Source organism: Clostridium sp. AM27-31LB, from assembly GCF_003480745.1.
Taxonomy (GTDB): Bacteria; Bacillota; Clostridia; order Lachnospirales; family Lachnospiraceae; genus Butyribacter; species Butyribacter intestini.
The window spans coordinates 173,795-179,919 of the sequence record NZ_QUJS01000007.1 but is presented as its reverse complement, the minus strand read 5'-3'; the positions used below and the strand labels follow the sequence as shown (position 1 = coordinate 179,919).

The following is a 6,125-nucleotide window of genomic DNA, read 5'->3' as shown; positions in this document are numbered from 1 at the left end:
CGTGATAAGGGTTTTAACTGCTCGGTTATTAATCCTATCATCACTAAGAATAGCACAAATATCAACATACGAAAAGTACATAATAATCGTTTTGATTCTAAAAAAGCTACTTTAGTTGGCTTGAAACCTGATTTAAAGGTTTCACTTATGCCATCAGACCTTGCTCTAAACTGCCGTAATCTGTGCCGTGAATACTACGATTTAATGGATAATCGCAGTGCCTATGTGAATAAACTTCAGGGTGAATTACGCATGGCGTTTCCTCAGTATCTTGGCATCTTTTCCAAGGTTACTATCAACACTTCTCTTACATTGTTGGAAACTTATACATCTCCATCAGCTTTTCTTGAAGCAGACAAGCAAGAGATTATTGATATCATCAAATCAACAGCTCGCTTTGGACTTACATATGCTCAGAATAAGTATAATGCCATAATTCAGGCGGCAACTGATGCAAATCAGTTTGGGTACATTATAGACAGTAACATCAAGCGTATTCGCCTTTATATCAGCTTCATACGTAAATATGATGAAGAAATCAACAGCATTCTTGAATCGCTCCATGAGCTTGTTGATGCTAATGAAGATACCGACTTTGTTAAGCAGATTCATTTGATTAAAACATTCAAAGGTGCTGGTTTCTTGTCTGCTGTATCCATCATGGGTGAGATTGGTGACTTTTCAGCATTTTCAAAGCCGAAACAACTTTTCGCTTATTTTGGTCTTGATCCAGCCGTAAAGCAATCCGGTAAATTTGAAGGCACCAAGGTTCAAATGTCTAAGCATGATTCCGCCATCGCCAGACGTGTGATTCACACATTAACCCTACAAAGCATCAGTATCTCCCGTAATGGAGAAGCTAAAAATCCAGTTCTTCGCGAATACTATCTCAAGAAGTGTGACTCAAAACCAAAGCTCGTAGCAATGGGCGCTGTTTCACATAAGGTATGCAATATGATATTTGCAATACTCAGAGACAACAAACCATTCAAAATCATTGCTCCTCAGGAGCATATCAAACAATACAATGCTGCCAAATGCGACATGACTGCATAAAATACTATGAACCCAATGAATCAATATCTTTCAAAAAACGATATTTTCACCAAGGGGAAAGTCCGCCATTTTTTAGTCAAAAAACAAAATAATTTTTTTCACATCTAACTATTGACATTTATTAGCTGGACTCTTAGATAAAATATCTGTCTTATATTTTATAATTGTACCTATAATATAAGACAGATATTTTTGGGTTTTGTTGCATTTTTTTAATCAATAACTATTATATTATTCATTTATTGTTGTTGATAATTGATCTATACTTGTCATATTTGATTTAAAATAACTTGGACTAATATTACATACATACTCTGCATATCCAAGTAGTGAAAAACCACCACCATATGGTTTATACGCAGAACTAAAATTAAAATCTGATACTGTCATTTCATATCCTTTACTATATTTTCCCAATATATTTTTTGCTACAGCTACTGCACAATCTACCCTATTAGAATAATAATCTGGATTATCTGCATTTTTGCTTTTATCCGAAACATGGGTAATTAATTTTCCATCCCATGTACACGATGAATGTGAAAATGTATCCATCGCATTATGCAATGCCAGTCCTAAAATTACTACTGAGCGATTTTTATTATTATTAGATATTATAATACTGGTATTTCCCTGATACTGTCTTACACAATAATGAAAAATTTTATCCCAACTAACTGTTTTTGGGGTTATCGTTTTACCTATTATATTACCATACTCATCTTCTGCACCACTAGGACGCATTGTTTTTACAATTCCCTTTTTTGAATCTGCATTTAATCTACTCATTATGCTCTCATAATCCGTATCATTTATTCCAGCTACTTTGTCAGGCTTTGTATATACTCCTTTTTTATAATTTAGTGACAAATTATATATTTGCATAGTATTAGAAATATAATTAGAACGATGTTTTATTTTATTTCCGTTTGTATCCTTATCATCTACAAGCTTCCCATCACTTCCAAAAAAATTATGCTGTCCATATCCATAACCATGAAAAGTCCAATTATATGTCATTCTGGAAATTCCGGCATCATCTCCTAATGTATCTGTAGTATTTGATTTATCCTCATCATGGTCTGAATATATCAATGCTCCATACAACAATTTTAATTCTACTCCTGTCAATCCACTCGAAGATGAAACACTTGTATGTACAGCATCTCCCCATAATGCTTCAGCATTATCAGTTTCGCTAAAATTTTCTACTTTCTCAGGATTTTTCTCTATAATATCACTATTATCAATCCCTTCCTGATAATTTTTTGAAAACTCATCATACTTATTTTGGGCATATTGTAAGTCTATTAATCCACTTCCATCCTCTAGTTCTTTTGATGTTTCTTTTAATAAATCTCTTATAAATTCCTTTGATTTACTTTTATCTTTTGCCCATAATACTGCCGCTACTCCCGTAACATGAGGAGCCGCTACACTTGTTCCGCTCACCTGCAGCGTACCATCTAAAAAACAGGCCGATTTAACAGCTTCACCCGGTGCAGCCAATTCTACTCTCTCGTCATCGGCACTATTCTTTGATATATTTCCATCCTTTGATACCGAACCAACTGCTATCACTTCATCATAAGCTGCCGGATATTGAATTTGTTTATCATTTCCTGCTGCCGCTATTATTAACACACCTTTTGAGTCTGCATATTTTATTGCCTGTTCAAGTATATCTGCATTGGTTTTTGTTCCTAAACTTAAATTGATTATATTAACACCCTTATCAACTGCCCAATAAATTCCATCAACTATTCTGCTTAAAGGTGCTTTATTCTCGCAGTCTAAGGCTTTAACTGAATATAATTCAACATTATCAGGTGCTATTCCTGAAATTCCATCTTTATCTTTTGAATTTGCTGCAATAATCGCCGCCACTGCGGTTCCATGCCCGGTTCTGTCCTCATATATAATATTTATATCTTCTTCACCCGGTACAAGATTATATCTCTCTGCAACCTTTATACCATTAGTATAATCTACACCTGAATCAATTATTGCTACTTTAATCTTATCTTTGCTTTTTTCAGAATTTTCATCTGCATTTATCATCTGCATATTCCACTCTGATACATCCGTAATATTATCTTCTGTTTCTCCTAATCCCTCCATTTCACAATCAGGTTCTATCGTTATCCCCTGCTTTTTTTCCAATTGTTGAGCTTCCTTTTCAGACAGTTCTAAAACAGTTGTATTATGTTCTTCTAAGCTCTCTGCTTTTTCAGCTTCGTCCGATATACAGTCACCATATTTAGTCTGTATATCCTTAAACAATTCACCATTTTTTGTAGAAACAATATATTGTTCACTAGCTTCTGTCTCATCAGCATCCACATTTTCAAAATTCATATTAAATGATGTTATAACCATAGAAAAAATAATTCCTATTGTTAAAAGAGCTTTCTTTTTCATACGCACTTTCTCCTTTTTTCTTTTACAATCCCTTATGCTTACTAATGAAATCATCAAGTCCCTCAGGTTTCTCCGGCTCATAAAAAAGTATTCTGCAAGCCCTACCTGCAATCGGTGCAATAAGCACTGCAAATGCACATAAAACATTTGCTGCCTTATAAGTAAATTTCTTCACATTCTTCACCTCCCATTTTACTATAGTCCAAAAAAAATATTAACTCCCACATTGTCCTATTTATATTTCATATATCATACCACACTTTCATCTAATATCTGTTTTTTTCAGACGAATGGTCAAATTTTATCGACTTTCGGTTATAGTTTTCTTTTCATAATAACACCACTTATCCACTATTTTTAACCATTCGTCAAAATTTGTAGCTTATAGGTATATTATCTGATATAATAACTCCAAAATCCTATATCATAAATTTGTGCATTTATTTTGCATACAATAGAATTTTGCATAAACTCTTTATATTACTGCTTATGCGTTCATTATTTTATCCACTTGGAGGCTTTCACATGATACTTAATGTTGCTATTTGCGATGATGAAGAAAACGATATTGACATAATATCAGATTACCTTTTTAAATATCAAATGATACATGATGTTGATTTTAATATCAGCCGCTTTCAATCCGGTCAAAACCTTTTAAATACATACTCAAAGCATGGCGTGTTTCAGCTTTTATTTATTGATGTAGAAATGCCTGAATTGTCCGGTCTTGATGTTGCTAAACGAATAAGAAAACTTCCTGACCGTGATGTAAAGATTGTTTTTGTGAGCAATTATCCGGAATATATGCAAAACAGTTTTGATGTTCAGGCTTTTCAATACCTGTCAAAACCATTATCATATGAAAAATTCAACATGGTTATGAACAATATAATTGAAGATTTTAATTTGACACATACAGTTCAATTTATTATAAAAACTGATTTATCAGAAGAAGTCATATATTCGCACAAAATAATTTACATACATACGATTGATGCACATTTAAAAAGACTCGAAATAGTGTTAGAGGATCATTCTATAGAAACTATAGGCACTTTATCTGAGTGGGAAATATCTTTAAAAGATTATAATTTTATATTGTCCCACAGGGGGTACCTTGTCAACACTTCACAAATACATTATTTTGAAGATAAAAAACTTATTATGAATAATGGTGATGCAATTCCCGTAAGCAGGCGAAAAGAAAAAGAAATCCGAACTCTTTTTGCCCATATATGTATAAGCGGAGGTTTATAATGATTTACACTTTAACATCTGATATTTTTGATATTTTTACTATGAACATATTTTTTAATACTATTTTTCAAAAGCGTAATAAAAATATTCCTTATCCTATATTTATATCATTCTTTGTACTATATGAATTTATAGGATTTATAACCAACAGTTACTTTAATCTGTCAGGCAGTAAACATTTGTATATTGTCTCTTTAGTAAGTATATTAACAATATTTTTACTGACATTTTTATATAATGCAAACCTTAAACTGCGTTTACTTAGTGCCATATCTTATCATGTTCTGGGCGGCTTATCAGAAGTTGTGATATATATTATTATATCCTACTTTCCAAAGGAAGACAGAGCTAAAATACTCTCCCAAAACGGTATCTGCCTTGCTATATCACAAATTTTATTTTTTGTGTTTATAATGTTTGCCGTTCTTTTTGTAAAAAGAAAAAAGAGTGAATTACTTACATTACAATACTCAATACTTATTTTGTTTACACCGGTTTTAACTAATATACTTATTTTAAGTATCTCTAATGCACCAAAAAATAATATTTTTCATAAAACAATGAATACACTTGCAATAATAGGACTTCTTGCTGCAAATATAGTCAACTACTTTTTACTTGACAGCCTTTTAAAAGTAAAAGAATTGGAAATCACCAAAAAACAGTTAAATGATAAACTTGAATATCAGACAAAGAAATATCTTCTTTTATCAACAACTTATAAAAATTCACGCAAGATTATCCACGATGTTAAAAAGCATTATTTTTTCATCAGGGAATGTCTGCACAAACAACACTACAGTGAAATTGATGATTATATTAATACATCTATCGGAGATATGGAGCAGACTTTCAACCGCATCAATACCGGAAATCTTGTTATTGACTCTTTTGTAAGTAACTATATGATGCTTGCGGAACATAATAATATCGTATTTAAAACAAATATTAAAGTTGACCTTGACAATATACAGATATCCGATTATGATTTCAGCATTATTCTCGGAAATCTTTTGGATAATTGCTATAATGCGTGTGAAAAAATAATGCCACCAAGAAAAAGAGAGATTGATGTTGATATTTTCACAACAGAGCGTGAACTTGTAATTCATTTATACAATACATTTCTCCCTGACACGATAAAATACGATGATGATGAACTTGTTCACGGTTATGGTACTGCTAATGTTTTTAATATCACACACACTAACCGTGGTAATTATAATAATTTTATCAAAGAAAATTTTTATCATGCCGTTGTTACTATTCCATGTAATATTGATAAATATAAGAAAATATAATTTGATACTATTCAAGGATTGGTACAAAATAGTAACAGTTCAGCCATAAAAAGATAATTGGCAATACAATGAGCTTGTTCATTGTAT

Annotated in this window: 5 protein-coding genes; 3 read left to right on the top strand and 2 right to left on the bottom strand. The window is 32.0% G+C overall.

Translation table 11 applies throughout. The features are described 5' to 3' along the window. The coding region (locus tag DW721_RS11625; protein ID WP_147355405.1) for a transposase at nt 1–1,056 on the top strand (1,056 nt) is incomplete at its 5' end. Nucleotides 1,057–1,287: 231 nt separating this feature from the next. On the opposite strand, the gene DW721_RS11620 is transcribed toward DW721_RS11625, so the two are convergent. After that, nucleotides 1,288–3,477 (bottom strand): S8 family serine peptidase, encoded by a 2,190-nt coding sequence (locus DW721_RS11620; RefSeq protein WP_182436306.1) that lies wholly within the window; start codon nt 3,475–3,477, stop codon nt 1,288–1,290. A gap of 22 nt (nt 3,478–3,499) precedes the next feature. Then, nucleotides 3,500–3,652: a cyclic lactone autoinducer peptide gene (locus DW721_RS11615; protein WP_172794176.1), complete on the bottom strand. Its 153-nt coding sequence runs from the start codon at nt 3,650–3,652 to the stop codon at nt 3,500–3,502. A gap of 350 nt (nt 3,653–4,002) precedes the next feature. Between DW721_RS11615 and DW721_RS11610 the strand changes: the two genes are divergently transcribed. Beyond that, nucleotides 4,003–4,737 (top strand): LytTR family DNA-binding domain-containing protein, encoded by a 735-nt coding sequence (locus DW721_RS11610; protein WP_055945146.1) that lies wholly within the window; start codon nt 4,003–4,005, stop codon nt 4,735–4,737. Continuing rightward, the gene (locus DW721_RS11605) at nt 4,737–6,038 is read left to right on the top strand and encodes a GHKL domain-containing protein (RefSeq protein WP_055945149.1); all 1,302 of its coding nucleotides are present in this window, start codon (nt 4,737–4,739) and stop codon (nt 6,036–6,038) included. Before DW721_RS11610 ends, DW721_RS11605 begins: the two co-directional genes overlap by 1 nt. Nucleotides 6,039–6,125: the final 87 nt, after the last annotated feature.